24 protein-coding genes and 1 pseudogene are annotated in these 24,873 nt (G+C 66.3%); 10 read left to right on the top strand and 15 right to left on the bottom strand.

The window, feature by feature from the left end:
* Window positions 1–3 precede the first annotated feature (3 nt).
* The 3 genes from FS787_RS09835 to FS787_RS09845 are packed head-to-tail and all read left to right on the top strand — an operon-like array spanning window position 4 to window position 3,632.
* Window positions 4–936 carry an alpha/beta hydrolase gene (locus FS787_RS09835; RefSeq protein WP_144672251.1) on the top strand — a complete coding sequence of 311 codons (933 nt, stop codon included), beginning with the start codon at window positions 4–6 and terminating at the stop codon, window positions 934–936.
* Complete coding sequence (locus FS787_RS09840) at window positions 933–1,874, top strand: MBL fold metallo-hydrolase (RefSeq protein WP_144672252.1); 942 nt, start codon at window positions 933–935, stop codon at window positions 1,872–1,874. Before FS787_RS09835 ends, FS787_RS09840 begins: the two co-directional genes overlap by 4 nt.
* An 18-nt stretch (window positions 1,875–1,892) precedes the next feature.
* Window positions 1,893–3,632, top strand: a complete 1,740-nt coding sequence (locus tag FS787_RS09845; RefSeq protein WP_144672253.1) for a CocE/NonD family hydrolase — start codon at window positions 1,893–1,895, stop codon at window positions 3,630–3,632.
* Window positions 3,633–3,665: 33 nt separating this feature from the next.
* Here FS787_RS09845 and FS787_RS09850 read toward each other — a convergent pair whose 3' ends face one another.
* The 3 genes from FS787_RS09850 to FS787_RS09860 all read right to left on the bottom strand — a co-directional run bounded on the left by FS787_RS09850 (window position 3,666) and on the right by FS787_RS09860 (window position 6,781).
* On the bottom strand, window positions 3,666–4,253 hold the full coding sequence (locus tag FS787_RS09850; protein WP_144672254.1) for a TetR/AcrR family transcriptional regulator: 588 nt from the start codon (window positions 4,251–4,253) through the stop codon (window positions 3,666–3,668).
* Between the two features lie 136 nt (window positions 4,254–4,389).
* Window positions 4,390–5,193, bottom strand: coding sequence for a creatininase (locus FS787_RS09855; protein ID WP_144672255.1), 804 nt, complete (start codon window positions 5,191–5,193; stop codon window positions 4,390–4,392).
* Window positions 5,194–5,272: 79 nt separating this feature from the next.
* On the bottom strand, window positions 5,273–6,781 hold the full coding sequence (locus FS787_RS09860) for a cytosine permease (protein WP_144672256.1): 1,509 nt from the start codon (window positions 6,779–6,781) through the stop codon (window positions 5,273–5,275).
* Between the two features lie 106 nt (window positions 6,782–6,887).
* On the opposite strand from FS787_RS09860, the gene FS787_RS09865 reads away from it, so the two are divergent.
* Window positions 6,888–8,477: a PucR family transcriptional regulator gene (locus tag FS787_RS09865; protein WP_144672257.1), complete on the top strand. Its 1,590-nt coding sequence runs from the start codon at window positions 6,888–6,890 to the stop codon at window positions 8,475–8,477.
* Between the two features lie 20 nt (window positions 8,478–8,497).
* Here FS787_RS09865 and FS787_RS09870 read toward each other — a convergent pair whose 3' ends face one another.
* The 6 genes and pseudogenes from FS787_RS09870 to FS787_RS09895 all read right to left on the bottom strand — a co-directional run bounded on the left by FS787_RS09870 (window position 8,498) and on the right by FS787_RS09895 (window position 14,448).
* Window positions 8,498–9,322, bottom strand: coding sequence for an IclR family transcriptional regulator (locus FS787_RS09870; protein ID WP_144672258.1), 825 nt, complete (start codon window positions 9,320–9,322; stop codon window positions 8,498–8,500).
* An 80-nt stretch (window positions 9,323–9,402) separates the two neighbouring features.
* Complete coding sequence (locus FS787_RS09875) at window positions 9,403–10,659, bottom strand: aminopeptidase P family protein (protein ID WP_144672259.1); 1,257 nt, start codon at window positions 10,657–10,659, stop codon at window positions 9,403–9,405.
* Window positions 10,660–10,715: 56 nt separating this feature from the next.
* The gene (locus FS787_RS09880; protein WP_144672260.1) at window positions 10,716–12,116 is read right to left on the bottom strand and encodes an MFS transporter; all 1,401 of its coding nucleotides are present in this window, start codon (window positions 12,114–12,116) and stop codon (window positions 10,716–10,718) included.
* A gap of 261 nt (window positions 12,117–12,377) precedes the next feature.
* On the bottom strand, window positions 12,378–12,950 hold the full coding sequence (locus FS787_RS09885; RefSeq protein ID WP_144672261.1) for a GNAT family N-acetyltransferase: 573 nt from the start codon (window positions 12,948–12,950) through the stop codon (window positions 12,378–12,380).
* 56 nt (window positions 12,951–13,006) lie between these two features.
* Window positions 13,007–13,090 (bottom strand): annotated as a pseudogene (locus tag FS787_RS18250) (GntR family transcriptional regulator); the annotation flags it as partial.
* Between the two features lie 323 nt (window positions 13,091–13,413).
* A complete protein-coding gene (locus tag FS787_RS09895) occupies window positions 13,414–14,448 on the bottom strand; it encodes an Lrp/AsnC family transcriptional regulator (RefSeq protein WP_144672262.1) in 1,035 nt (344 codons plus the stop codon).
* 139 nt (window positions 14,449–14,587) lie between these two features.
* On the opposite strand from FS787_RS09895, the gene FS787_RS09900 reads away from it, so the two are divergent.
* Together FS787_RS09900 and FS787_RS09905 are read left to right on the top strand one after the other, a co-directional pair.
* Entirely contained in the window at window positions 14,588–15,826 is a 1,239-nt protein-coding gene (locus tag FS787_RS09900; RefSeq protein ID WP_144672263.1) for a M20 family metallopeptidase, read from the top strand.
* 22 nt (window positions 15,827–15,848) lie between these two features.
* Entirely contained in the window at window positions 15,849–17,135 is a 1,287-nt protein-coding gene (locus FS787_RS09905; protein ID WP_144672264.1) for an MFS transporter, read from the top strand.
* Window positions 17,136–17,238: 103 nt separating this feature from the next.
* On the opposite strand, the gene FS787_RS09910 is transcribed toward FS787_RS09905, so the two are convergent.
* Window positions 17,239–17,475, bottom strand: coding sequence for a hypothetical protein (locus FS787_RS09910; protein WP_144672265.1), 237 nt, complete (start codon window positions 17,473–17,475; stop codon window positions 17,239–17,241).
* A 462-nt stretch (window positions 17,476–17,937) separates the two neighbouring features.
* Between FS787_RS09910 and FS787_RS09915 the strand changes: the two genes are divergently transcribed.
* From FS787_RS09915 to FS787_RS18140, 3 genes are read left to right on the top strand one after another with little or no spacing between them, the layout of a single operon-like run.
* A complete protein-coding gene (locus FS787_RS09915; protein WP_144672266.1) occupies window positions 17,938–18,921 on the top strand; it encodes a helix-turn-helix transcriptional regulator in 984 nt (327 codons plus the stop codon).
* Window positions 18,914–19,540, top strand: coding sequence for an SDR family NAD(P)-dependent oxidoreductase (locus tag FS787_RS09920; RefSeq protein WP_260982491.1), 627 nt, complete (start codon window positions 18,914–18,916; stop codon window positions 19,538–19,540). Before FS787_RS09915 ends, FS787_RS09920 begins: the two co-directional genes overlap by 8 nt.
* 39 nt (window positions 19,541–19,579) lie before the next feature.
* On the top strand, window positions 19,580–19,777 hold the full coding sequence (locus tag FS787_RS18140) for a hypothetical protein (protein WP_260982492.1): 198 nt from the start codon (window positions 19,580–19,582) through the stop codon (window positions 19,775–19,777).
* Between the two features lie 39 nt (window positions 19,778–19,816).
* Here FS787_RS18140 and FS787_RS09925 read toward each other — a convergent pair whose 3' ends face one another.
* Both FS787_RS09925 and FS787_RS09930 read right to left on the bottom strand, forming a co-directional pair.
* Window positions 19,817–20,452, bottom strand: a complete 636-nt coding sequence (locus FS787_RS09925) for a class I SAM-dependent methyltransferase (RefSeq protein ID WP_144672267.1) — start codon at window positions 20,450–20,452, stop codon at window positions 19,817–19,819.
* 140 nt (window positions 20,453–20,592) lie between these two features.
* Window positions 20,593–21,639 carry an NAD(P)-dependent alcohol dehydrogenase gene (locus FS787_RS09930; RefSeq protein ID WP_260982493.1) on the bottom strand — a complete coding sequence of 349 codons (1,047 nt, stop codon included), beginning with the start codon at window positions 21,637–21,639 and terminating at the stop codon, window positions 20,593–20,595.
* Window positions 21,640–21,730: 91 nt separating this feature from the next.
* Here FS787_RS09930 and FS787_RS09935 point away from each other — a divergent pair, with 91 nt between their 5' ends.
* Window positions 21,731–22,414, top strand: a complete 684-nt coding sequence (locus FS787_RS09935; RefSeq protein WP_144672268.1) for a TetR/AcrR family transcriptional regulator — start codon at window positions 21,731–21,733, stop codon at window positions 22,412–22,414.
* Window positions 22,415–22,509: 95 nt separating this feature from the next.
* Here the strand turns inward: FS787_RS09935 and FS787_RS09940 are convergent, their stop codons facing one another.
* The 3 genes from FS787_RS09940 to FS787_RS09950 all read right to left on the bottom strand — a co-directional run bounded on the left by FS787_RS09940 (window position 22,510) and on the right by FS787_RS09950 (window position 24,625).
* Window positions 22,510–22,764 (bottom strand): CDGSH iron-sulfur domain-containing protein, encoded by a 255-nt coding sequence (locus FS787_RS09940; RefSeq protein WP_144672269.1) that lies wholly within the window; start codon window positions 22,762–22,764, stop codon window positions 22,510–22,512.
* A gap of 43 nt (window positions 22,765–22,807) precedes the next feature.
* A complete protein-coding gene (locus FS787_RS09945) occupies window positions 22,808–23,857 on the bottom strand; it encodes an iron-containing redox enzyme family protein (RefSeq protein WP_144672270.1) in 1,050 nt (349 codons plus the stop codon).
* Between the two features lie 510 nt (window positions 23,858–24,367).
* Window positions 24,368–24,625: a hypothetical protein gene (locus FS787_RS09950; protein WP_144672271.1), complete on the bottom strand. Its 258-nt coding sequence runs from the start codon at window positions 24,623–24,625 to the stop codon at window positions 24,368–24,370.
* Window positions 24,626–24,873: the final 248 nt, after the last annotated feature.

Raw genomic sequence — 24,873 nt, forward strand, 5'->3', positions numbered from 1 at the left:
GCCATGACAATTCATCCCGAAATCGCAAAAATCCTCAGCACCCTGCCGGCACCCGATGGTTCGCCGCTGAATCCGGCGGCCATGCGCACCGGCGAGGCTGCGCAGGTCGCCCCGCTCGAGGGCCGGCTGCCGCAGCACGCAGTGGAGGACCTCACAGCGGAGACGCCCTCCGGCGAGGTGCCTGTGCGGATCTACACCCCGGCTGAGGCCGATGCCTACGGCCTGCTGGTGTACGTCCACGGCGGCGCGTTCTTCCTGGGCAGCCTGGACACCCACGATCACGTCGCGCGGTCCCTGGCCAAGGAAACCGGCTACAAGGTCGTCTCCGTCGGCTATCGCCTGGCCCCCGAGGCCGCCTTTCCGGCCGGCCTGGACGACTGCTACGGGGTGCTCCGCTGGGCGGCGGAGCACGGCGGGTCGCTGAAATGGGACGGGAAGAACCTCGCCATCGCCGGCGACAGCTCGGGCGGCAACTTCGTCGCGGCCGTCGCCGCGAAGGCGCACGACGACGGGTTCCCCCATCTCACGCACCAGGTCCTGTTCTACCCGTCGCTGGACCTCGACTTCGACGTCGATCGCTACGCCTCGCTGCGGGAGAACGCCGAGGGGTACGGGCTGGAGACGGCGGGCCTGTTGCCGTTCAACTCCTCCTACCTTGAGAGCGGGGCGGATCCGGCGGATCCCCTCGTCTCACCCATCAAGAGGGCAGACCTCGCCGGCCTGCCGCCTGCACTCATCATCACCGCCGAGTTTGACCCCCTGCGGGACGAAGGTGAGCTTTATGGCCAGCGCCTGGCGGATGCCGGCGTGAACACGACCGTCAGCCGCTATGCAGGGGCCAACCACGGCTTCGTCCAGAACTTCTCCTGGATCCCGGAGTTCTACCGGGCCTTCCAGGAGACGGGTGACTTCCTGAACGGGAGAGCTGCACAATGACTGGACCAGTCGCTGTCCATCCGCTGGTCTCGCCCTGGGGCCGCTTCGGTCTCTACAGCTTCTTCATCGACGCCCCGGAACCGGCCATTGTGGACACCGGCATCGCCTCGTCGCCCGCCGAAGGCATGGTCCCCTCGCTCGAGAAGCTGGGCCGCAGCATCGAGGACGTGCGCTGGATCCTGCTGACCCACGGACACATCGACCACCTCGGCGGTGCGCACGCCCTGTGGGAGCTCACGGGCCGCCGCGCCAACGTCGTGATCCATGAGGCCGACGCGCACCTGCTGCGGTCCCGTCGTGCACACGTCGACCAGTACGTGGACGTGCGCCAGCAGTACATCCACAATCCGCACGCCGTGGCGGAGCAGACGAAGGCAGCAAGCCATGTCATCTCCGGCGAGATGGAGCCCAGCATGCTGGTGAAGGGCGGCGAGACCATCTCCCTGGGCGGGGACGTCACCGTCTCCGTGCACCACATCCCGGGCCACACTCCCGGGTCCGTGGCCTACGTCGTGGACGGGCAGCAGTCGGTCTTCGTCGGCGACGCCGTGCAGATCCACGGGGCGGCCAACGGCTTCCCCGGCTACGAGGATCCGGCCGCCTACCGCGCGAGCCTCCGGTACCTGCGCGACGAGGTCCGCCCGCAGCACCTGTACCTCGGCCACCCCTACCGGGGCGCGGACGGCGTCCCGTTCGGCGTCGAACTGGACCGTGAGGCGGCCCGCAATGCCCTGCAGGGCAGCCTGGACCTTGGGGCCAGGATCGACGACGCCGCCCGCCGGTACCTGCGCGGGGGCCTGCAGGAGACCGAGTCGGTGTATTCCCCGTTTGCCCCGGTGGCCGAAGAGCTCGGCTACACGGGGGACCCCACGCTGGAACCGTCCCCCTTCTTCAGCACGATGCACGGCCATCTCACGCAGTTCAACCAGACGTCTTAACTGAGGAGCTTCGCAATCATGAATGAGTATCAGACAATCGACGCCGGCGGGGCAAAGATCGCCATCCGCAAGGACCTCCGCGTCCCGATGCGGGACAGCGTCGAGCTCGCCGCGGACGCCTACCAGGGTGTTGATGACAAGCCGCGCCCGGCGCTGGTGGCGCTGAGCCCCTACGGCAAGGAACTGCAGGCGCTGGCCCTCACCACCCCGCCGCAGCGGCGCCCCAGCCCAATGTGGGACGGCTGCATCGAGGCTGGCGACATCGCCCGCATCGTCAAGGAGGACTACGTCCACGTCATCGGCGACCTGCGCGGCTCCGGCCACTCCGGCGGCGAGCACATCGGCAACTACAACGCCGGCGGCGTCTCGCTGGGCCAGGACGCGTACGACTTCATCGAGTGGGTGGCCGAGCAGCCGTGGTGCGACGGCAATGTCGGCATGGTCGGCATCTCCTACTTCGGCTCCATGCAGGTGCTGGCCGCGGCCGAGCGCCCGCCGTCCCTGAAGGCGATCTTCGTCAGCGGCGGCCACTACGACTTCTACGAAACCACCTATCACGGCGGCATCATGTGGTTCATGCCCCGTGCCGCCCGCGAGGGCCGCGGCGGCGACTCCGGCTGGGCGTTCACCGACGGCGTCAAGTCCCGCATGATCGAGAAGTACTCCCCCGAGGAGCTGAAGAAGCTCGTGGCCAAGCGCCTTGAGGATCCCGACGTCGCCGCCTGGCCGAACCTGGTGCACGTGCTGAACTACCCCAAGAACCATGAGGCCTGGTTCGACATTGTGATGAACCAGCTGGACGGGGACTGGTACGAGGAGCGTAATCCCATCACGCTGGCCCCGAACATTGACATCCCGGTGTGGCTGCAGCTCGACCAGGGCCGCGGCTGGACCCTGGACGGCACCATCGAGCTGTTCAACGAGCTGAAGGGCCCCAAAAAGCTCGACATCGGCCCGTACCCGCCGATGCAGTCCCGCCCCTTCATCGAGGAGCACGACAAGATGTTCCGGTGGTACGACTACTGGATCAAGGGCATCGACAACGGCGTCATGGACGAGCCTGCCGTCAGCGTCTTCGTGGAGGGCTCCCGCGAGGTGGTGACCGCTGACCAGTGGCCGCCGAAGGACATTGAGTACACGAACCTCTACCTGCGTCCACGCCGCCTGCTGTCCACCGAGCCCGAGCTGATGGGGGCCGAGTACGCCGCCCCGGACGGCTTCTACCAGGCGCCGCTGACGGTCACCGACAAGGTGGAGATCATCAGCTGGTCCACCCCCGTCTTCGAGGAGGACACGGAGATGATCGGCACCGGCGCCGCGCACATCTTCGCCGAAATCGACCAGCCGGACACCAACTTCATCCTGCGCCTCTGGGACTACGCCCCGAACGGCAAGCGCCAGCTCATCACCAGCGGCTACCTCAAGGCCTCACACCGCGAGCTCGACGAGCGGACCACCGAAGGCAACCCGGTCCACCCGCACACCCGCGCCGTTCCGGTGGAGCCCGGGCAGATCGAGGAATACGTGCTGCGCCTCTACCCGTTCGCGAATACGTTCCGGCCTGGGCACAAGCTGACGGTGGAACTGTCCAACGACGAGCCGCTGGCCGATGAGCACAACGCGTTGCTCCCTCCTGATGCCTTCCACCTGCCGGTGGGCCGGCCCGTCACCCATAAGATCTACCGCGACGCCGCCCACCCGTCCCGGCTCGTCCTGCCGTTCACCACGCGCAAGACGGCGGAACGCCATACGGACTGACCCCGCGGCGGCCTGCGCTCTGGTGCTTCCTGCTTAATCAGCCAGCAGGAAGCACCAGTTGTCGACCATCAGGTCCAGTGAAACTTCGCGGTCCACGGTCCAGCCGAGCCGCATCCAGCGCCGGGAAAAGAACTCCAGTTCGCCGAAGGCCAGCGCGCACCGCACCCGGCGGCCGGCCGGGTCAAACCGTCCGGCCCGGTCAAGGCCCGCCTGCATGTCGTCGATCGCCGTGTCGAACCACTGGTCCAAGGCCGCCTGGATATCCGGTTCACTGGCCGCGGCCTGGTGCGCCGCGACCACGTACGGGCGGATTTCGGCCCACTGGTCAAACTTCCGGGCGAGCCAGACCCTGATCAGCTCACGGTCCCCGGATTCCACCACGGCATGCAACGGCGGGACGTCCGCCTCGGTCAGCATCTCGTTGGACCGCTCCACCAGCGACCGCATCAGCTGGGCTTTGGACGGGTAATGGGCATAAAAGGTGGCCCGGGTGGTGCCGACGGCGGCGGCGATGTCGTCCACCGTCGTGGCGGCGTACCCCTTCTCCTCGAAGAGCTCCAGCCCTTTCTCGAGCAACAATCGGCGGGTCATCTGCTTTTGCGCTTCTCGAATGCTGGCCACTCCCCCAGATTAGTGCAGCCGGGCCGCCTCCGAAGAGGTAACTGGGCAGGAGCGCAAATTCACCGTGACAGCAAAGGTGCCGCGGGGAAGTCTCCCCGCGGCACCTGAGTTCGCACTGCCCTGTGGATCGTTGTGCCTACACCGGAACAGCTGCGGGCGCGGGTTCACGGACCAGTTCGCTTGCGAGGTCGACGGCCAGATCTCCGACCACCTGCCCGTACAGCAGCCCGCCCTTGGCTGCACTGGACCCAGCGGCCGATGACAGGCAACCGGTGGCGGGTGTCCGCTCCGGCACCACCGGGAGCCTGTCGAAACGCGGAAGGACCGCGGCAGGACCGTCGACCAGGCGGTCCATGGCAACCCGGGCCGGTTCGAGGTGGAGCATGAGTGAGGTTTCCAGGACCCCGCCGTGCTCGATGTCCCAGCCCGGGAAACCGTCGGGGTAGACCTGCGTCAGCGTGTCCTGGCTGACAAAGTCCCAGTACGACAGCAGAAGCACGCTCTGCTGTGCCCCGGGCTCAATCCCAAGCTCGTCCAGGGCCAGGTCAATTCCCTCGTACAGGAACTGGTAGTTCTCGAAGTGGCCGTTGATGAAGACCACGTGCCGGACGCCCTGGTTGAAGAAGGACTTGACCAGGTTGCGCGCCACGCCGATCAGGGTGGCGCCATCAAGGCTGACGGTACCCGAGAGGTGGTTGCCGCCGCCGGACTTCTGCTGCGACTTGTACCCGTAGGCGATCGGCTGGGCAACCATTGCACCCAGCCGCCGGGCGACGCCTTCCGCGAAGTGGGAGGACAGGATGGTGTCCGTTCCCAGCGGAAGGTGGGGGCCGTGCTGCTCCAGGGACCCGACGGGAATGAGGACGATCGCCTCCCCGGATGCCAAGGCTTCACGGTAGGCAAAGGCATCCAGGTCTTCCAGAAATACTGACTTGTCCATGCTGATGGTGCTCCTCGATGAGTGCTGGTCAGAGGCCGGCGGGGGCGGTGGTGGTGGCGGGGAGGTCGGTGATGCGGGGCTAAACGGAGACCGGCGTGGCCTCGGCGCTGGGTACCTGCAGGTACTTGCGGTGGTAGCGCGGGCCCGTCAGGGCGTAGGCCGTGGCGCTGGTGAGGCCGCCGGCCAGCCAGGACAGGTCCCATCCGCCGAGGGCGACGGCGACGGGGCCCTGCATGGCCGGTACCAGCCCGTACATGAACAGCCAGGTGGCGAAGATGCCGATGAGCAGGGAAGCGATGCCGGCGGGGTTCACGCCCGGGAGGCGTTTGGTGCCGACGGCGTCGAAGAGCCGGGCCGGGTCGCTGGGCCAGCGCTTCTCAATCCAGAAGTAGTGCACCAGCATGACCCCGCCCCAGGCGGCAACCCACGCGACGAGTCCGATCAGCCACGCGTCCAGGACGGCGGCGAAATCCTCCTGGAAGATGAAGAAAACGACGGCGGCGAGCGAGAACACGCCGACGAACAGGTTGAGCTTGCGGCGGCTGATGGTGATGTCCAAGGCCTGCGTCGCGACGGAGAAGGTGTAGATGTTCAGGATGTTGGTGGCGATCGGCCCGTGCAGGACCATCAGGAGTACCGGGAGCGCCAGGACACCGAAGTTCTGGACGATCAGTTTGCCGGGGTCGATCTCGCCGCTGTTGGTAGCCAGGCTGGCGCCCAGGATGCCGAGCCAGACGACCGGGATGAACTGGCCCAGGACCGAGGCGAGGTAGAGCTTGCGCTTGGGCACTTCGGTGCTGACGAAGCGGGAGTAGTCGGCGGCGTAGGTGAACCAGGTGATGCCCCAGCCGATACCGATCGCCGTCATGACCGCGCTCATCGCGGCGATGCGCTCGGAACCTTCGAGGATGTTGCCGGCCGGTCCGGCGTAGGACCAGTTGATCTTCATCCCGAACCAGGCGACGGCGGACATCACCGCGAGGATGATGATGGTCGGCGGAACGGTCCACTTCTCGAACGCGGCAATGGCCTTGTAGCCGAACCAGGCAATGGCGACCTGCGCGGCCATGATGGCCGTGGCGACGCCGATCTTCCAGCCGTAGTTCTGGGCCGTCGGGTCCACCCATCCCAGGGTGCCGAACAGCGCCATCACCAGGTCCAGGATGATCCAGGTGTTGACCGCGCACCAGCCGATGACCAGCAGCGCCTGGATGGCCGCCGGAAGGTAGTTTCCGCGCCGGCCGAATGCCGCCCGGGCCAGGACCATGCCGGTCGCCCCCGTCTTCTGGCCCAGCAGTACAAAGCATCCGAAGAGCAGCATGCCGATCAGGTTCCCCAAAACCAGAACGATGACAGTATCGGCGAATCCGAGGCCGAGATGGATGCCAAGGGCGCCGAGCACCCAGTTAATCGGGGCGAGATTGGCGCCGGCCCAGATCCAGAACTGACCGGAAACCTTCCGCGTCCGCTGGGACTCAGGAATGGGCTGAAGCCAGGCCTCATGGTCTACGTGGTCCTCGTTGACCACTGGACCGGCGGGAACCGCTGGAGCGGGGCTGACCGAAATCTTGGGGGGGTTTTCACGCATTGGAGCCTCCGTGAGTAAGTGGGGTCCTTCAAGATTATGTGGCACATGCCACATGCGCCTATATATGATGTGTCTAATTAATACCTGCCTTACGCGACGGAGTGTCATGCCAATACGGCTTCAAGATGTTCTCAACCACCCGACCCTCACGGCCGCTGATCCCCTCATCCGGGCGGGGGCGGGCAACGCTGCCAGAACCCAGCTCCGGTGGATCCACTCAAGTGAGATTCTGGACATCGCGCCGTTACTTGACGGCGGGGAGCTTCTGCTGACGGGAGGCGAAGCCCTCGCTCTCGCCTCCGAGGAGCGGCGCGTCACCTACATCCGCCAGCTGGCAGAGCGGGGCGTGGCCGCCCTGGCCATCGAAACCGGCGTCGCCCTCCCTTCGCTCCCGTCCTCGATGGTGTCGGCTGCCGAAGCTGCTGGCCTTCCCCTGATCGAGCTTCGCAAGGTGGTGCCGTTTGTCAGTGTTATGCAGGCGATCAACTCGTCGCTGGTCAGCGAGTCGGTCTCCCAGTTGCGGCAGGCAGATGAGGCAAGCCACGCGATGGCAGTGGAACTGGCGCACGGAGGCAGCCTGGACCGGATCCTGGCCGTGCTCGCCGGCATCACCCACGCTGAGGTGACCCTGGCTTCGCTCACGGGTGCGACCCTGGCCAGCGCAGCGCCGGCGCACGACGCCGCCGACGCGGCCGGCGCCGCCGGCGTTACCGGCGTTACCGGCGTTACCGGCCCGACGGCGGAGTCCGCGCCCACGCCGGAGGACCATGCACGTCTGATCCACATCGACGTTCCGGTCCGCGGAATCCTGGCGGCGCAACTGCTGCTCCGGGTTCCGCCGGGCGAGGACGAGAACCTGGCCCGGACAGCGGGGAAACGCTCCGTGGACATTCTGGCGCTGGCCATGCTGCAGCGGATGTCGCCCGGACTGCGGGAGGTGGCAGGAGCTGCGCTGATCCGCGCGATTGATTCCGGCAGCCAGCCCTGGCGGCTTCAGCAGCTGGCCTCAGCGGCCGGAATTCCGGTCTCCGCCCCACTCGTCGCCGTGGTGGTGAGGTCGGAGATCTCACAACAGCTGCGGGCGTCGGTGGAACAGCATCTGGCCCGGGTAGCGCGGTCCCACGCAACATATGTCGACAACGCCGAGCTCCTGGCAGTGGCCAGCCTGGCCGGAGAAGCTACGGAGGCGAGCCGGCAGGTACTCCTGGCCGGCCTGATGGAGCTGCCCGCCATGGCCGGGACGCTGGCCGCGGTAGGTCCGGTGGTGGCCGGGATTGCGGATGCTCCCTGGTCAGTGTCCGAAGCCAAGCTCACCCTGGAATTGGCGGACTCTCCCCGGCACTCCGGGCCGGGATCCGACGGCGGGCACGGTCCCGTCATCGACGCCGAGGTGTTCGCCGTCGAACGTCTCGCCGTTCAGGCGCTGGACCCGGACCAGCGACGGAACTTCGTGCGCCGGCAGCTGGGTGCGCTCCTGGACCATGACGCACAACGCAATTCGCGGCTGCTCGACACCCTGGCCGCATGGCTGGACTGCGGGTGCAATACCGCCCACGCCGCCCGCGAGCTTCACCTGGAGCGGCAGTCCATGCATCAACGGCTGCGGCGGATCTTCGAGCTGTGCGGCGGTGACCCGCGGGACACGGGACGGCTCGCGGCCTTGCATTTGGCCACGCGGCTGGCGAGGCTCGCCTGACGCTCCCGCCCGGCCGGCTGTCAGTGCGGCCCGCGCTCCGGGCTCCCGGGCGGACGTCCGCCCAGGCGCGTGGTGACCTGGTGCGCAGCCGTGGCACACGCCTCGCCCAGGCTTTGGAGTCGTTCGCGGGACACGCGGAACCGGGGGGCCGGGATGAGGACAGCGGCCACAACGTCGCCGCGGTGGTCGTACACGGGCGCGGCCACGCCCACTTCGTCGATGGATGATTCCCCGTAGTTGATGGCCCAGCCCCGGCGGGCTACGTCGGCGAGTTTGGCCTGGTAGTTGTCCAGGCCGGCATCATCCAGCCCCGGATAGGTGATGGTTCCGCTGCGGAGCAGGGCGCGGGCCCGCTCCGCCGGTTCGGCCGACAGGAAGACCTGGACGGACGCACTCATGGCGTCCCGGTACCGGGCTCCCAGCGGAGTGGTGTGCTTGATCTGGTGGTGGCTGGCGATTTGCTCCACGCACATCGATTCGTTGCCGTTCCAGACCATCAGGGCGCTGGTTTCGCCGGTCTGTTCGGCGAGTTCACGCAGCACCGGGTAGGCCACACGACGTTCCTCGAGTTCCGCGAGCAACGGGCCGGCAACGGCGATCAGGCCCAGGCCCAGGCGGAACCGACGCGTTTCCGGGTCCCGTTCCACCAGGTGCTCCTGCTCGAAGGTGGACAGGATCCGGGACACCGTGCTCTTGTGCAGGCCGACCCGGTTGGCGATCTCGGTGACGCCAAGCAGCGGTTCATCGGCGGTGAAAGACCGCAGCACGGCGATGGCGTTGACGATGACGGAGGCGCCCTTGGTGTCGCCGTTTCCGTTGGTGTCAGGGGATTCTTCTGGACTCATGGTGATCCCATCATTCCGTACAGGGGACGAAAGCGGCGCCACGTGGGACGTGGCGCCGCTTCCTTGCCGGTCGGGGATGGTCAGGCGCCCACGATGTTGTGTTCCGGGCCGAAGGGGAACTTGGTGATGTTCTCGGCCCCGTCCTCGCCGACCACCAGAATGTCGTGCTCGCGGTAGCCGCCGGCGCCTGGCTGTCCGTCCAGCACGGTGATCATCGGTTCCATGGAGACCACCATGCCCGGTTCCAGCACGGTGTCGATGTCCTCGCGGAGCTCCAGTCCGGCCTCCCGGCCGTAGTAGTGGCTGAGGACGCCGAAGGAGTGCCCGTATCCGAAGGTCCTGTTGGCCAACAGTCCGTGGCCCACGTAGATCTCATTCAGTTCAGCGGCGATGTCCTTGCAGACCGCACCCGGCTTGATGAGTTCAAGGCCGCGCTTGTGGACTTCGACGTTGATGTTCCACAGCTCGAGGGAGCGTGCGTCGGGCTCGCCGTAGAACAGGGTGCGCTCCAGGGCCGTGTAGTAGCCGGAGGTCATGGGGAAGCAGTTCAGGGACAGGATGTCGTGTTCCTGGATCTTGCGGGTGGTGGCCCAGTTGTGGGCGCCGTCGGTGTTGATGCCGGACTGGAACCAGACCCAGGTGTCCCGGATTTCCGAGTTCGGGAAGGTCCGGGCAATCTCGTGGACCATCGCTTCGGTGCCGATCAGGGCGACCTCGTATTCGGTGATCCCGGCGGTGATGGCGTTGCGGATGGCCTCGCCGCCCAGGTCCCCGATGCGGGCCCCGTGCTTGATGACCTCGATCTCTTCGGCCGACTTGATCATCCGCTGGCGCATGGCGGCCTGGGCGACGTCCACCAGGGTGGCCGACTCAAACGCCGCCTGGATCTTGTTGCGGTTGTCCAGCGGAAGCGAATCATCTTCGACGCCGATCCGGCGCGGGTTGATGCCGCGGGTGCGCAGCACCTCCTGGATGGCGAAGATGAAGTTGTCCCGGCGCCAGTCCGTGTAGACCACGTTGTCGCCGTAACTGCGGCGCCACGGCATGCCGGCGTCGATGTTGGCCGTGACGGTCACGGTGTCATCCTTGGTGACCACCATGGCGTAGGAGCGTCCGAAGTAGGTGAAGAGGAAGTCGGAGTAGTACTTGATGGAGTGGTAGCTCGTCAGGACGACGGCGTCCAGGCTCTTCTCCGCCATGATCCGGCGCAGGCCGGACAGCCGGCGCTCAAACTCGGCATCGGAGAACGTGAGGCTGACCTTCTTGCCGTTGTTCAGGACCTTGAGGCGCTCCAGCTCGGCGATGGACGAAGCGTTGTCGGATGTAGTGATGGTCATTTTGGTGGTGCCTTTCTTCGATGATTTCTTCAGGGGGAAAGTTGGAACGGGTTGGTTTACCCGTGGGTCAGTGGTTCCTTGCTGGTCTCGCGGGAAAGTGCCACTGCAATCAGGGAAATGATTGCCGCTGCGACCAGGTACCAGGCCGGAGCAAGGTCGTTGCCCGTGGCTGCGATCAGGAGGGTGGCCATGAAGGGCGCGGTGCCGCCGAAAAGCGCGTTGGAGAGGTTGAAGCTGACCGCGAAGCCGCTGTAGCGGACACGGGTGGGGAACATTTCCGCGAGGAAGCTGGGCAGGGTGCCGTCATTGAGGGTGAGCATGGCGCCCAGCAGGATCTGGACCAGGACGATGACGAGGAAGTTTCCAGTTCCCAGCAGGGCGAAGGCGGGCACGGTCAGCACGATGAAGCTGATGGATGCGGCGATGAGCACCTTCTTGCGGCCGTAGCGGTCTGAGAGCATTCCGGTGAGGAAAATGAATCCGATGTACGTCAGCAGCGCGATGGTGGTTGCGAGGAAGGATTCGGTTGCCCCGAGGCCAAGCTCGGAGGACAGGTAGGTCGGCATGTAGCTGAGGATCACGTAGAAGCCGACGGCGTTGAGCAGCACCGCGCCGACGGCCTTCAGCAGCAACCGCCAGTGATTGCGGAAGAGCCCGAAGACGGGGGCCTTGATGGTCTGGTCCTCTGCTGCGAGCTCTCGGAATACAGGAGTGTCTTCGAGCTTGGTGCGGATGTAGCGCCCGATCAGGCCCATCGGGGCCGCAAGGAGGAAAGGCAGACGCCACCCCCAGCTCTGCATTGCCTCGGAGCTGAGCAGAGTGGTCAGCAGGCCCGCGAGCAGGGAGCCCAGAAGCAGGCCCGCTGCGGTGCTTGCCGGCACGACGGCGGCGTAGAGGCCGCGCTTGTTGGCGGGGGCGTACTCCACGAGGAATGCGGAGGCGCCGGCGTATTCACCGGAGGCTGAGAAGCCCTGGGCGACGCGGATGATCAGGAGCAGGATCGGAGCCCAGATGCCGATCGTGTCGTAGCCCGGAATCAGCGCGATGCAGAACGTCGCTCCGGACATGATCAGGATGGACAGGGAAAGGGCAGTCCGGCGCCCGACGCGGTCTCCGATGTGGCCCCACACGAAGCCTCCGAGGGGCCGGACCAGGAACGAGATCGCAAACAGGGCGAAGGTGAGCAGAAGCCCGGTCTGGGGATCTGACTCGGGGAAGAATACCGCCGCGATAGTAACGGCCAGGTAGCCGTACACGGCGTAGTCAAACCACTCCACAAAATTTCCGATAAAGCTCGCCGCGACCACCCGGCGGCGCGTTTCCTTGCTGACGCCGCCGCCAGGGTCTGCTGAGCCGCTCAACGTTGATTGGGCGGACGAACTACCGCCATGCCCGCTATTCGACTCCGGGCCGCTCGGTCCCGCAAGTGTGGCGGGGGAGGAAGTTTCGTTACTCATGTATCCACCAAAGGTTTTGGGGTTGCATTCAGTGCAACGCTGTTGCACCAGATTAGGCGTGACATGAGACACAGTCAATGCTTTTGTGTTTCCGGTCCGCAAATATAAACGCAAGGGCGGCGGCTCCCCAGGGGTGACGAGCGAGTCGATAAGAAAACCGTTGCACTGAACGAAATATCGTTGCAGCATCGAGGGAAGGTGCCTACGGGAGTGTCATGTCCGCCTTGGCCTCGTACACGGGGAGTGTGGCTCGGCCGTGCCTCACGGAAAGTCCAAGCGCATCAGCACGCGGGGAAAGCCGTTGAGCACGGAGTCGGTGCCGGAAACCATGGTGAACCCAGCCTCTTCGAAGAGCTTCCGGGTGCCCACGTAGGCCATGGTGAGGTCCACGTGGTGGCCCTGATTGTCCACCGGGTAGCCTTCGATGGCCGGCGCGCCGTAGCTGCGGGCGAAGTCGACGGCGCCCTTCAACAGCTGATGGGAGATTCCCCTGCCGCGATGACCGGGCCGCACCCTGATGCACCACACCGACCACACGTCGAGGTCGTCCACGTGGGGGATCTTGCGGTTGCGGGCAAAGCTGGTGTCGGCGCGCGGATGGACAGCCGCCCAGCCCACCACCTCGCCGCCGTCGTACGCGAGCACTCCGGGCTGCGGGTCCTGGCCCGTCAACTGCTTGACCAGTTCCCCGCGCTCCGGGCCGCGCAACTTCAGGTTCTGTTTGGAGGGGATGCGGTAGCTCAGGCACCAGCACACGTTGGCATCGGGCCGCTTGGGGCCCACTACTGCCTTTACATCCTCGAACTGAGTCGCCGGACGGACTTCGATGGCCATTGCGCAGAGTCCTCTCGTTTCCGATTCCGATTCTGCGCCTGACACAGGCCTCGCGCCTAGAGCACCTTCCGGATGGTCTCTTCGAAGCTCGTGACGTGGTGCAGAGCCAGCTCGGCCGCCTTGTCGGCGTCCCCCGCGGCCAGTTCCGTGAAATCCACATTGGTGGCGGCACGCGCCGTTCCATCCGGGGCGTCGCCGTGGCACACTGGGAAAACTATCGAGTGGCCGGGGGGAATCCGAGTCAGGAGATTGTCATGGGCATTCTGATGCACCCCCACACTTCGTGCCGCCGATCGGCGGTGAGCACCACATGATGATCGGCTGGGCCTACCTCATGGCCGCGATCATGACCGTTGACGCGCTCCTGCTGGGGCTCCTGCTGTTCAACGCGAAGTGGCCGAAGCGCTGGAAGAAGAACAGCTAGGCCACGTACGCCTCCGCGAAGGCCCGGCTCCCCCGCGCCTTAGGTGGTCGGGGCCAGCTCGGCGGCCGGCACCACCACGGCGCCGGTGGCGGTGGAATCCGGGTTCAGCATCCAGCCGACCCGCTTGGCAGTGTTGAGCACCACCACGCTTTCCACGAGCTCGATTCCGGGGATTCGCTGCTGAAGCGCCTGTTCGGCGTTGAGGACCTCCGCCAGGGAATGCAGCCACATCAGGATCACGAAGTTGGTGCGGCCGGTGGTGGAAGCAGTGAGCCTCACGTTGCGGAAGCTGCGCAGCTCGGCGGCCGCAGCCTCGTGCTGTCCCGGCGGAACGTTGGCGAACCACTGGCAGCTGACCGGAAACCCCGAATACTTCTGCGCAATTTCACACCGGAACGAAAGAACCCGACTGGCCAGAACACGGTTCAGCTGGCGTTGGACCGTGGCCGGACTGCGCCCAAGGGCGCGGGCGATGTCCGCAGCCGCCGCACGCCCGTCCCTGGCCAGGAACGGGATCAGGTCCAGGTGGCTCTGCGGCAGCGGCGCGCCCTGGTGTGCAGGGGTTGCCGGGCCGGCCGCTTCAGGCCCGGCCAAGGCCTGGAGGGCGGCCAGCTGCGATTTGTCCAGGACGTTGAGCCGCCACGCGTACCCGCCGGAGTGCAGGCGGGTGCACAACGCCGTCTGGTACTTGGTCAGGCCCGGGATCTCCTTGAGCTGCTCCACCACGATGTCGCTGAACCGTGCCAGCGTGGGCGTGATGACGGTCAGCATGAGGTCGCGGTTGCTGGCCGCTTCCTCCACCGTGACCACTTCCGGGATGGCTGCCAGCGCGGCCGTCACCTCGGCCCGCAGCCCCATCTCGCAGTCCACATCAACCAGCGCCAGGCACATCTGCTTCGGATCGCCCATCAGGTGTGCGGTGCTCCAGGCCGCGCCGGATGCCCTGAGCCGTTCCCAGCGGGCGGCCAGGGTGGTCGCGTGGACGCCCAGGATGCCGGCGGCATCCGACCAGCTGATCCGCGGCGCGATCTGAAGGGCGTTGATGAGCTTGAGGTCTTCCTCGCTGATCTCCACCGGGCCACCGCTCTCTCTGAATGATTCCTGCCCTATCCATCCTACTTTTGCATTTTTCCAGTCATTCCTCCAGCTGTGACTCTAGTCACTCCACAATGGTTGTAAGGCACCTACCAACCGTTCGGAAAGAGGGAAACATATGTCGGTCACCGCCGATGCCAAGGAACTCCAGAGCCACATCACCCGGCTGCGCCACGAGTTGCATCAGGAACCGGAGATCGGCCTTCACCTCCCGCGCACCCAGGAGAAAGTTCTCAAAGCCCTCGACGGCCTGCCGTACGAAATCACCCTCGGCGAAACCACGACGTCGGTCACCGCAGTCCTGCGCGGCGGCGCACCCCACACTTCCGTAGACAAACCCGTGGTCCTGCTGCGCGCGGACATGGACGGCCTCCCCGTCCAGGAGCGCACCGGCGTCGACTTCACCTCAAGGATCGACGGCGCCATGCACGCCTGCGGCCATGATCTCCACACCTCGATGCTGGCCGGGGCGGCCACCTTGCTGGCCGAACGCCGCGGGCAGCTGGCCGGCGACGTCGTGCTGATGTTCCAGCCCGGCGAGGAAGGCCACGACGGCGCGGGCCACATGATCCGCGAGGGTGTCCTGGATGCCGCGGGCCGCCGCGCGGACGCCGCCTATGGCATGCACGTGTTCTCCTCGCTGGAGCCGTACGGCCAGTTTGCCACCAAGCCCGGCGTGATGCTCAGTGCCTCGGACGGGCTGTTCGTCACCATCCTGGGCGCCGGCGGCCACGGCTCCGCTCCGCACACGGCCAAGGACCCCGTCACCGCAGCCGCCGAAATGGTGACCGCCCTGCAGGTCATGATCACGCGGCAGTTCAACATGTTCGACCCCGTCGTCCTGACCGTCGGAGTCCTGCAGGCCGGCACCGCACGCAACGTCATCCCTGAATCGGCACGCATCGAAGCGACAGTCCGAACGTTCTCCCACGCCTCCCGCGAACGGATGATGACCGCCGTTCCCACCCTCCTGAAAGGCATCGCCCACGCCCACGGCCTGGAGGTGGACGTGGAATACCGTCCCGAATATCCGCTGAGCATCACGGACGAAAACGAGACCCTCACCGCGGAAAAAACCATCCAGGATCTGTTCGGCGAGTCCAGGCTGACGCGATGGGCCACGCCGCTCAGCGGATCCGAGGACTTTTCCCGGGTGATGGACGAGGTGCCCGGTACCTTCATCGGCCTCAGCGCCGTCGCCCCGGGAGCGGACCACACCGCCACCGCGTTCAACCACTCCCCCTACGCCACGTTCGACGACGGCGTCCTCACCGACGGTGCGGCGCTGTACGCGGAGCTCGCCATTGCCCGGATCGCAGCACTGGCGGCCGGCACCCCCTCGTCCCTCGCTTCTTAGCCCTAGATCTTTCGGAGAAATCATGACCACCATCGTTGACCCGCAGCTCGCCGACCGGGCGGCCACCCGGAAGACGCTCCTCGGTACCGGCATCGGGAACGCCGTCGAATGGTACGACTGGGCCATTTACGCCACGTTCACGCCGTTCATCGCCAGCCAGCTGTTCAGCAAGGCGGATCCCGCCTCGGCGGTACTGGCGACGCTGGCGATCTTCGCCGTCGGCTTTGTGGCACGTCCGGTCGGAGGCTTCCTCTTCGGCTGGATCGGCGACCGGGTGGGCCGCAAGACCTCCATGACACTCGCCGTCGGCCTCGCGTCGCTAGGCAGCCTCATGATCGGCGTCGCGCCGTCCTTCGCCGCCATCGGCGTCTGGGCGTCACTGATGCTCCTGGTCGCCCGGCTGATCCAGGGCCTGGCCCACGGCGGCGAGCTGCCGTCGTCGCAGACGTACCTCTCCGAGGTGGCCCCGAAAGAGAAGCGCGGCCTGTGGGCCACCCTGATCTACACCTCCGGCACGGTGGGAATCCTCGCCGGCACCCTGCTGGGCGCCATCCTCAACATGACGCTGAGCACCGAGGCCATGAATGACTGGGGCTGGCGTGTGCCCTTCCTGGTTGGCGCCGTCATGGGCCTGTACGCGTTGATCATGCGCTCCAAGCTGCACGAGACCGAGGCCTTCGAAGGCGAAACGGCCTCCGAGAAGCGCGCGCCGATCTGGCCGCAGATCGTGAAGCACCGCAAGCAGGCCCTCCAGGTCATCGGGCTGACGGTGGGCCTGACGGTGATCTACTACATCTGGGGTGTTGTGGCCCCGAGCTACGCCGCCACCACCCTGAAGATCGATCGCGGGGAAACCCTCTGGGCCAGCGTGATCGCCAACATCGTGTTCATTGCGGCCCTGCCGTTCTGGGGCAAGCTGTCCGACCGGATCGGCCGCAAGAAGGTGCTTTGGGCCGGCGCGGCCGGCAGCGCTGTTATGCACTTCCCCATGACCTGGCTGCTGAAGGATTCGGCCTGGCAGCTGGCCGTAAGCATGTCGGTCATGCTGATCTTCATTGCCGCCAGCGCCGCGATCGTTCCGGCCGTCTACGCGGAACTGTTCCCCACCAGCATCCGGACCATCGGCGTCGGCGTCCCGTACTCCATCTGCGTGGCCGTGTTCGGCGGGACCGCCCCGTACCTGCAGACCTGGCTCGGCACCATCGGCCTCGCCAACGTGTTCAACGTCTACGCCGTGGTGCTGCTGCTGGTCAGCGTCATGTTCGTCTTCACCATCCCGGAGACGAAGGGCAAGGACCTGACGCACTAGTTGAAACCGCTAGTCCGGGCCGTTCTGGCCTCCACGAAGTGCCCCCTACCTTTGCCGGCCAGGGGGCACTTCGCGGGTTGTAGGCCAATTCTCCTGGAGACTTTCAGCGACGGCGGGGTGTCTCTCCGTTGCCCACGGCTTCTATCCAGTCGACGGCTTCGTCCGAGAAATAGAACCCTGACGGCCCGTTCTCGCCCACCCACCAGTCGCCGGACGCGACAGACCCGCCGGCATCCGCAATCTCAACGAGCGTCTCGGCCGGGACTGCGTCGCCGTTGTTGTCGATCAACCATTCCCGCGTCGACGGCTTCAGCTTCGGCCACCATTGCTCAATGCTCATGGCCGCAGTCTGTCACGACGCGGGAGCCGCTGATAGTCCGGCCGGCCGAACCAGCTACCGCGCGGCACCACGCGGCCGGCTGCTGGGCTATGGCTTGGCCCAGGACTTCGGGCCGGGCCTGCGAGCTACTTTCACCACAGGTCGCGTGCATGACCTCTTTGTGGATCCTGACGCGCGCCGGACCGGCAGGCAAGCCCCTCCGCGGTTGCCTTCTACGAAGCGCTGGGCTTCCCGGCCGATCGCGTTGGGGACTTCCCCGACTATCCGTGTTTCACGCTGGACCTGCGCACGTAGCGCAATGCAAGCGCGCCGGGTGAGCTGGCGCCTCGTCATCAACCGAGCACCAACAACGTACGGGCCGCCCTCGGCGTCGGGTCCTGAGCAGACGCTCGACGGCGGCCGGCGTTGGGGGTGTCTGATAGACACTGCCACCGGAACCTTGGGCTGCGTAGCGTGGTGGATGTGGACAAAAGAGACGACATCCGTGAGTTCCTGATCTCGCGTCGAGCGAAAATCAGCCCCGAGCAGGCCGGCATCCCCAGCTACGGGGACCTGCGCCGCGTGCCGGGCCTGCGCCGGGAGGAAGTGGCGCAGATCGCCGGAGTGAGCACGGACTACTACACCCGGCTGGAACGCGGCAGTATCCGCGGCGTCTCGGACGCGGTGCTCGAGGCTGTGGCCACCGCGCTGCAGCTGGATGATGCCGAGCGGGCGCACCTGATGGACCTGGCGCGGACAGCCAACACGCCGTCGGCCCGGGGCCCGCGCCGCCCGCCGCAGCAGCGGGTCCGTCCCGGGGTGCTCCGCCTGCTGGACGGCATGAGCGGAGTGGTCGCGACGGTGCAAAACGGCCGCTCGGACATCCTGGCCGCAAACTCGCTGGGCAGGGCGCTCTACGCGCCAGTGCTCCAATCCCAGGCACCATCAGGCCCTGACACGAAGCGCCAGCTGCCGAACCAGGCCCGCTACCTCTTCCTCGATCCGGGCGCAGCCGACTTCTACCCCGATTGGCGCGCGATCGCGGCGACCACGGTCGCGATGCTGCGCTCGGAAGCGGGGCGGAACCCCCACGATCGGGCCCTGAACGAACTGGTCGGGGAACTGACCACGCGCAGCGGACTGTTCGCCGCGCTATGGGCCGGGCACGATGTGCGGATCCACACCACGGGAACCAAACGTTTCCACCACCCGATCGCGGGGGATTTGTCCCTGCAGTACGAGACCCTGGATCTTCCCGGCGACGAGGGACAAACGCTGTTCACCTTCACGGCGGAGCCCGGCTCCGCATCCGAAAATGCGCTGGCGTTCCTCGCCAGCTGGGCCGCATCGCCGCCCGAAGCACCCCCCGCCGGCGGTCCCGCCGGCGAATCCAATGTCCCGGACACGCGCTCCTCCGCGCAGCCGGGAACACACAACGCAGCAAAGACGGAGACATCACATGACTGAGGATAAGGAAAACATGACCGAGAAGAAGGTCTGGTTCATCACCGGCGCCGGCCGCGGCATGGGCACCGACATCGCCAAGGCCGCCCTGGCAGCCGGCCACGCAGTGGTCGCCACCGGCCGCAACCCGGAGAAGGTCACGCGGGCCGTCGGCGGGAACAAGGACCTGCTGGCGGTGAAGCTGGACGTTACGGAACCCGCCGACGCCGCGGCCGCCGTCCAGGCCGCCGTGGACCGGTTCGGCCGGATCGACGTCCTCGTGAACAACGCCGGCAACTTCTACGCAGGGTTCTTTGAGGAAATCACCCCGGAGGACTTCCGGCGCCAGATCGAAACCACCATGTTCGGGCCCATAAACGTCACCCGCGCGGCCTTGCCGATCATGCGTGCCCAGCGCTCGGGGCTGGTTGTCACGATTTCCTCGACCGCAGGAATAGCAGGCGGGGAGTTCCTCACCGCCTATGCTGCGTCAAAGTTCGGCGTCGAGGGCTGGGCCGAATCCCTGGCCCCTGAGATCGCGCCGTTCGGCATCCGCAGCATGATCGTCGAGCCGGGGTTCTTCCGCACCGAGCTGCTGACCCCGGAATCCACCAGCTACGCCGAATCCACCATTGACGACTAGGCGGAGCGCACCGAGCAGACGGTCGCCGCGTGGCAGGGCATGGACGGTTTGCAGGGCGGGGATCCGGCAAAACTCGCCAATGCCTTGATCCGGCTCGCCGAATCTGACGAACCACCGCTGCGCTTCGCCGCCGGTGCCGACGCCGTCGGCACCTTCGAAGCGCGGGCCAAGGCGCTTCAGGACCAGGCCAACGCCCACCGCGAGCTCTCAAGCAACCTCGCCCACGCGGACGCCTAGCTGCTGCGCCGGTCGACCACCCAGGGTACGGGGTTCACGTCAGCCGTGCCGCGTGGCCTGCACAACGGCGTCGTGCAGGGTGACAGCCCGGCCGCCGGGTCCGGCGAGTGTGCGCGTCCGCTCCTCCGCGCGGTTGATGCTCCATGCGTCAGAGCCGAGGCCACGGGTGATGTCCGCGAGGGTAACCGTGGCCTCGGCGGGAGGGTGATGCCCGTGACTGGTCGCGGCGGCGTCGTGCAGGTGCCCGACGATCAGCAATGTGCCGCCGGGGGCGACCCAATCGGCGATTCGTTCGTAGAAGGCCAACTGCGGCATCGCGGGGTGCGCGTAGTTGGTGGTCACCAGGTCGAACCGGCGCCCCGGCTCCCACGTGGTCAGGTCCGCCTCGACCCAGGCCAGTCTGCCGGACACTGACTGCGAGGTCGCGCGCCCGGCTGCCTGCGCCAGAGCGGCGGCCGAGATGTCGGCACCGGTGACGTGCCAGCCGCGGGCGGCCAGCCATGCTGCCTCTGCGCCCGTCCCGCAGCCGGCATCCAGCGCGGTGCCGGGGGCGAGACCGCTGATTCCACTCGCGAGATAGGGGTTTGGGCCGCTCCCTGCCAAATCAGCCGGGGCAGCGTCGTGAGCCTGTTCCCAGTGCCCGTCCCAGTAATCCCTGTCGAAGCTGTGCGTCATCGCGCCACCACCACATCAGCCAACGCCCCTGCCATGTTGTACCCCTTCCGTTCGGAACTCACTCTCTACAGTCGATCGTGCCGAAGGGGCGGGCGAAGATGCAAGCAGCGTTGCCGAACTGGCAAAATCTGGGGGTGTGATCACGAGCCTCCATCGTTGCTGAAAACAGTGATGGCGAGCTTGCCGCGCACGTTTCCGGCGTCGAGATGGCGCATGGCATCCCGTACCTCGTCGAGCGGGTAGGTCATCTCAACACTCGGCGTCACCTGGCCGGCCTCGAGGAGGGGCGTGAGACGTTCGAGGTCGCTTGCGCGCTCCTTGGAGGCGAGCATGGCGAGGCGCTGACGCACGAACAGCGACACAAGGGGGGCCCGCAGACTCCGGCCGAAGCCTCCTGTCCACCTGCCGCCTTCCTCGCCTCCGACGATCACGGCCGTGCCGGTGGGGGTGAGGGCGCGGCGCAGTCGTGACAGCGTCGGGTTCCCTCCGATGTCGAGGATCAGATCGAACTGACGTGCCCCGTCGGCGAAGTCATCCTGCGTGTAGTCGAGGACGTGATCAACCCCGAGGGAGCGCACAAGATCGGTCTTCCCGGTGCTGCTCACGCCGGTGACCTCCGCTCCAAAGGACTTGGCCAGTTGCACAGCGTAGGAGCCGACGCCACCTGAGGCACCCAGGATCAGCACCTTCTGCCCGCGCTCCACCCGTCCGGCGTCAAGGGCCTGGAGGGCTGTGCCCGCCGAGATCGGAACCACCGCGGCCTGCTCGAAGGACAGGCTCGAGGGTTTGCGGGCCAGCTTGTCCTCAAGTGCGGCGGCGTAGTCGGCGAAGGCCCCCCGGGACATCCCGTACACCTCGTCCCCCACCACGAACCGCGTAACAGCGGAACCGACCGCAGCGACCGTGCCGGCGACGTCGATGCCCGGCACCGGGTTCTTCGGCCTGCGGAACCCGAATCCCAGGACACGCAGGAGATAGGGGCGGCCCGTCATCATGTGCCACGTTCCGCGGTCCATGCCCGCGGCGTGCACACGGATCAGCACCTCGTTCTCCGCGATGCGCGGCAGCGCGGCCCGGCCGGGTTGAAGGACATCGACGGAACCGTACCCGTCCTGCACGATGGCGCGCATCGTCCCGTCAGTGGTTCCGGAATTGTCCCCCGCCATCGCGCTGATGTGGTTCGTCATGTCGTGACCTTTCAGAGGTTTCGTACTTAGTACGGTTAATGTATCGTACTAAGTACGAATGGTCTATGGCCTGAGGAAACGTGGAGTGTAAATGCCTGCAGGAATGTCCCCGAGCCGCCCGCGGCTCAGCCGGGAATCGGTGCTGCGCGGCGCCGTCGCGGTGGCCGATGCCGGCGGCATTGGGTCCTTGACGATGCGCTCACTCGCGGACGCGCTCAAGGTCAAGCCGATGTCGATTTACCACCACGTCGCCAACAAGGATGACGTCCTTGACGGCATCGTTGACATCGTCTTCAGCGAGATAGACCTGCCCGCCATCGGCGGCGACTGGCACGCCGAGATGCGGCGGCGGGCCTCCTCCGCCCGTGCGGCGATGCGGCGCCATCCCTGGGCGATCGGGCTCGTGGAGACGCGGACGAGCCCCGGCCCGGCGACGCTGAAGCACCACAACGCCGTCCTTGGCACCCTGCGTCAGGCGGGCTTCTCGGTGGAAATGACCGCCCACGCCTTCGCATTGATCGACGCCTACGTTTACGGATTCGCCCTCTCGGAGGCGACGCTGCCCGTCAACGGCCCCGAATCCGTTACCGAGGTTGCCGGGCGCATGATGGATCAGTATTCCCCGGAGGACTATCCCCACCTTGTCGAGTTCACGGTCGAACACGTAATGAAGCCCGGCTACGACTATGGCGCGGAGTTCGAGTTTGGGCTGGACCTGGTCCTCGACGGCCTCGCGAGGTCGCTGCAGCGCGCCGCCGGGGCCCGCAACACCTGAACCGACTAGGCTGGAAGCGGCTCTCCAGTCCCCCCAGCTTGGAGAGCCAGGGAGTCTCCGCGCTTGAGTCCTCAGGATTCGCGCGGAGACTTTCCTTAATTCGGACGCTCGGACGTTCCGCGACCCTGCACGTCGGGGGGTTCGGTGCGGAAGTTGATCATTTTGTGCGTGCCGTCGCAGTAGGGCTTGATGGCGGATGCTCCGCATCTGCACAGGGCGACGGTCTTTCGCTGCCGTGGCGCGGGTTCCCCGGAGGGCATAACGACGTCGAAGTCGCCGCGGACCAGAATGGGGCCGTCGGGGCAGAGGACAAGCGAGGCGTTGGCGGGATGCAGGGGGATCTCGTTCATGGGTGGTTCCGATCTCGGCGCGGGAAGGGCAGGATCCGGGGCGTTATGTCGTGGCGGGTACAAGCGGCCGCAGCGAGGACCGGCCGTTTTCCCAGGCCTCCAGGAGGAGGGCGGCGAAGCGCGCGTCAATGCAGGAGGCCGCCGCCGCGCCGAAGAGAACGTCCTCCAGGAGATCCGGTTCCGCCTCGACGAGTCCCCCGGCAAGGTCCCTGCCGGCTATCTGCTCGTGGACAGCGTCCGCCTCGACGTGCTCGTCGAAGTAGCCGGTGACGGCCGCGTCAAAACCGAGACGCCGGAATCCGTTTCCGTACAGCTGGTTGGGGCGTGAGGAAGTCATCTCGTACATCGCCAGATGCCCTGCGATGGCTCCGCGGAGCCTCCGGTTCAACCCAAACAAGGACATCATGTTCACCGACGCCAGAGTGATGGCCGGTACGACGTCGACGTAGCCGCCGTAGCTGTCCTTGAGTCCCAGGCCCCTCATGGTGCGGGCGAACATTGCACTGTGCATGCGCTCCGGGCGACCGCCGCCGTACTCGTCGGCCTGGATTTCAACGAGGGCAGCCTTGGCCGGCCCGGCGAGGCGCGGAATGGCCCAGGTATGCGGGTCTGCTTCCTTGAGTTGATACAAGGACTTGTGGATCAGGAATTCGCTGAGCTGTTCGGCATTTGCCTTCTTCGCCACGTGGCGGGAGACGCTGGGCCCGCCGTCACGGGCCGCCAGTTCAAACAGGAGGGCCGCGGTGGCATCGCTGCCTGGGGTTCCCGCCGGCCGTCGGACGGAATCCGTCAATACGCCGGCCTCGGAGCGAAGCCACGCCTCGAATGGTTCCTCCAGCAGTTGCCGGATTCCGATCAGCCCGGGGTGCCATTCCCAGCGGTCATCGACGCCGGCCAGCCCGCCATAATGCAGCTCATAGAGGCAGAACAAGGCGAGCTGCACGTCGTCGTCGATCAGATCCTCGACCACAGCCACGCGCTCCGTGACGCGTGCGTGCAAGGCGACGAGGGCGGACGGATCGGCCCCGGGGTCTCCGGTCAGGAGGGCACACACTCCGGCGCTGATTGGTCCCCGTGGTTCGGGGATGTTCATTCGTTCTCCTTGGCGACGGCGGGGGCGGCCGGTCCGGTGTGGCCCGTCATGGCGTCTGAGTCCTTCGTCGTCCGACCGGCAGGATGCGTCGGCGGCCGGTAGGGGCATCCATCTGAAATCCGCATCGGCACTTCAGCATGTGGGCAGGGACGAATCCCCTCGGTGCGTTCGGCCGAACGGCCTGTCCGGCAGCGGAATTTTTGGCTAATGCCACCCGAGACATCGGTTCCCTGCAGTGGACGGCGGCCGACGCCGGATCGGAGGTGCCGGCCTTACCGGCCCTGCCCAAAACGTCAGCGGCCAGCGTTGCGGTGGTTGCCAGAACCCGGGAGCCTCCGCAACGCGTGCAGGTGACGGCAAGGGCGAGGGTATCCTCCCGGGAGTTCAGGTCGGTGACCGAGTCGGCGAGAAGGTGCCGGTCCGTGCGGCAGGTGGAGCACCAGGGGCGCCCGCCACGGGGCTGGTGGGCCTCACGGGGCAGATACGTGTTGGATGTGCTGCTCACCCGGGTCAGACCAGGCCCGGGTAGCTGGCCAGGATGTAGTCCGCAGCGGCAGGGCCTTTCATGCGCAGGCCGGACCCCTTGGGGTGGATCTGCTTCTTTTTCATGGCCGCCCAGAAGGCCACTTCAGGCTGGGGCGCGGCCTGGTTAAGGAAGCACCAGCTGGTGTAGAGGCCGTACAGGCGGCTCCGGCCCAGGGCGCGGTCGGATGCAGGGTCAGCTGTGGTGGATTCCTGCAGGAATTTTTCGTACTGAGAATTTGCCATGAGTGGCTCGTTTCCTCGCGGTGCATTTGGTGCCGCCGTGTGGCTACAGCAGCTAAAGCCTCAAGGTCCTGCACGGGAGCATCGAAGCGTCATACCGGGCTGCATGACGGCAGTCCCGGGGTAGAAAAGTCGCCGCGGGTTATCCAGGTGCGGACACCGGCTAAACGTCTCTACAATGTAGACTTTAGGCGTAGACTACGGAATAAGCAACTTGTATATTCCTGACTCGTTGCGGCCCACAGCACCGA

The sequence above is a fragment of the Arthrobacter sp. U41 genome (assembly GCF_007679325.1).
Classification (GTDB): Bacteria; Actinomycetota; Actinomycetes; order Actinomycetales; family Micrococcaceae; genus Arthrobacter.

Bases quoted from the DNA above. Each gene is read 5' to 3' on its own strand.
- FS787_RS09835 (WP_144672251.1), top strand. From the start codon at position 4: ATGACAATTCATCCCGAAATCGCAAAAATCCTCAGCACCCTGCCGGCA.
- FS787_RS09840 (WP_144672252.1), top strand. From the start codon at position 933: ATGACTGGACCAGTCGCTGTCCATCCGCTGGTCTCGCCCTGGGGCCGC.
- FS787_RS09845 (WP_144672253.1), top strand. From the start codon at position 1,893: ATGAATGAGTATCAGACAATCGACGCCGGCGGGGCAAAGATCGCCATC.
- FS787_RS09855 (WP_144672255.1), bottom strand. From the start codon at position 5,193: ATGGACAAGTCAGTATTTCTGGAAGACCTGGATGCCTTTGCCTACCGT.
- FS787_RS09860 (WP_144672256.1), bottom strand. From the start codon at position 6,781: ATGCGTGAAAACCCCCCCAAGATTTCGGTCAGCCCCGCTCCAGCGGTT.
- FS787_RS09865 (WP_144672257.1), top strand. From the start codon at position 6,888: ATGCCAATACGGCTTCAAGATGTTCTCAACCACCCGACCCTCACGGCC.
- FS787_RS09870 (WP_144672258.1), bottom strand. From the start codon at position 9,322: ATGAGTCCAGAAGAATCCCCTGACACCAACGGAAACGGCGACACCAAG.
- FS787_RS09875 (WP_144672259.1), bottom strand. From the start codon at position 10,659: ATGACCATCACTACATCCGACAACGCTTCGTCCATCGCCGAGCTGGAG.
- FS787_RS09880 (WP_144672260.1), bottom strand. From the start codon at position 12,116: ATGAGTAACGAAACTTCCTCCCCCGCCACACTTGCGGGACCGAGCGGC.
- FS787_RS09885 (WP_144672261.1), bottom strand. From the start codon at position 12,950: ATGGCCATCGAAGTCCGTCCGGCGACTCAGTTCGAGGATGTAAAGGCA.
- FS787_RS09900 (WP_144672263.1), top strand. From the start codon at position 14,588: ATGTCGGTCACCGCCGATGCCAAGGAACTCCAGAGCCACATCACCCGG.
- FS787_RS09905 (WP_144672264.1), top strand. From the start codon at position 15,849: ATGACCACCATCGTTGACCCGCAGCTCGCCGACCGGGCGGCCACCCGG.
- FS787_RS09910 (WP_144672265.1), bottom strand. From the start codon at position 17,475: ATGAGCATTGAGCAATGGTGGCCGAAGCTGAAGCCGTCGACGCGGGAA.
- FS787_RS09920 (WP_260982491.1), top strand. From the start codon at position 18,914: ATGACTGAGGATAAGGAAAACATGACCGAGAAGAAGGTCTGGTTCATC.
- FS787_RS18140 (WP_260982492.1), top strand. From the start codon at position 19,580: ATGGACGGTTTGCAGGGCGGGGATCCGGCAAAACTCGCCAATGCCTTG.
- FS787_RS09925 (WP_144672267.1), bottom strand. From the start codon at position 20,452: ATGACGCACAGCTTCGACAGGGATTACTGGGACGGGCACTGGGAACAG.
- FS787_RS09930 (WP_260982493.1), bottom strand. From the start codon at position 21,639: ATGACGAACCACATCAGCGCGATGGCGGGGGACAATTCCGGAACCACT.
- FS787_RS09935 (WP_144672268.1), top strand. From the start codon at position 21,731: ATGCCTGCAGGAATGTCCCCGAGCCGCCCGCGGCTCAGCCGGGAATCG.
- FS787_RS09940 (WP_144672269.1), bottom strand. From the start codon at position 22,764: ATGAACGAGATCCCCCTGCATCCCGCCAACGCCTCGCTTGTCCTCTGC.
- FS787_RS09945 (WP_144672270.1), bottom strand. From the start codon at position 23,857: ATGAACATCCCCGAACCACGGGGACCAATCAGCGCCGGAGTGTGTGCC.
- FS787_RS09950 (WP_144672271.1), bottom strand. From the start codon at position 24,625: ATGGCAAATTCTCAGTACGAAAAATTCCTGCAGGAATCCACCACAGCT.